Below are 880 nucleotides of genomic sequence, written 5' to 3'. Positions count from 1 at the left end.
TTGGCCAGCAGGGCATCGATGGCGCCAGCACCCTGGCGGGTCTGGCCCACGATGTCTTGCGAGCCATCTTCGGCCACCTGGCNGGCCAGGTAGGCCACGCCGTTGTGGACGGTCATTTCGCACATGCGGGCGCCGACGTCGAAGCGTTGGATCATGTCAGTGTTTTCCTTTGCTGGAATGGGAGTGGGAATGGTGACGGTGCGGGTGGTCGCGGTGCGGCTTCTCGTGCGCGTGCGACGCGGCGGGCTTGGCCGCCGCAGGGGCCCCCGCCTTCTGGCCAATCTTGGATTCGGTGCCGGCGATGAGCTTGCGGATGTTGGCGCCATGGCGCCAGATCAGCAGCAGGCTCATGGCGATGAGCGGCAGGGCCAGGCCCGAGGGCGGCCACACCAGCAGCTGGATGAGCGGGGCCGCCACGGCCGCCACCAGGGCTGCCAGCGACGAGTAGCGGGTGACGAAGGCCACCGCCAGCCAGGTGGCCAGCACGGCCAGGCCCAGCGGCCAGTGCAGCGCCAGGATGACGCCGGCCGCCGTGGCCACGCCCTTGCCGCCCTGGAAGCGGAAGAACACCGGCCACAGGTGCCCCAGGAAGGCCGCCAGGCCCACCAGGCCGATGGTCAGCTCGCCCCAGTGCAGGGTGGGCGCCAGGGCCTGGGCCACCAGCACCGGCACCACGCCCTTCACCGCGTCCAGCAGCAGGGTGAGGATGGCCGCCTTCTTGCTGCCCGAGCGCAGCACATTGGTAGCGCCGGGGTTGCCCGAGCCGTAGCTGCGGGGGTCGTCCAGGCCCATCAGGCGGCTGACGATGACCGCGAACGAGAGTGAACCGACGAGGTAGGCCAGCACGATGGCCAGCAGGGAAATCAGTGCATCCATGGCA

The 880-nt window shown here is 69.7% G+C and carries 1 protein-coding gene; it reads right to left on the bottom strand.

All coding sequences use genetic code 11. From position 1 onward, the window contains the following. Positions 1–156 precede the first annotated feature (156 nt). Positions 157–876 (bottom strand): glycerol-3-phosphate 1-O-acyltransferase PlsY, encoded by a 720-nt coding sequence (gene plsY, locus I73_RS29105; RefSeq protein WP_040500966.1) that lies wholly within the window; start codon positions 874–876, stop codon positions 157–159. Positions 877–880: the final 4 nt, after the last annotated feature.

The sequence above is a fragment of the Ideonella sp. B508-1 genome (assembly GCF_000333615.1).
In the GTDB taxonomy this organism is placed as follows: domain Bacteria; phylum Pseudomonadota; class Gammaproteobacteria; order Burkholderiales; family Burkholderiaceae_C; genus Ideonella.
This window is presented reverse-complemented; position numbering and strand designations above follow the sequence as displayed.

Coding starts and splice junctions, on each gene's coding strand:
- plsY (WP_040500966.1), bottom strand. CDS start 876: ATGGATGCACTGATTTCCCTGCTGGCCATCGTGCTGGCCTACCTCGTC.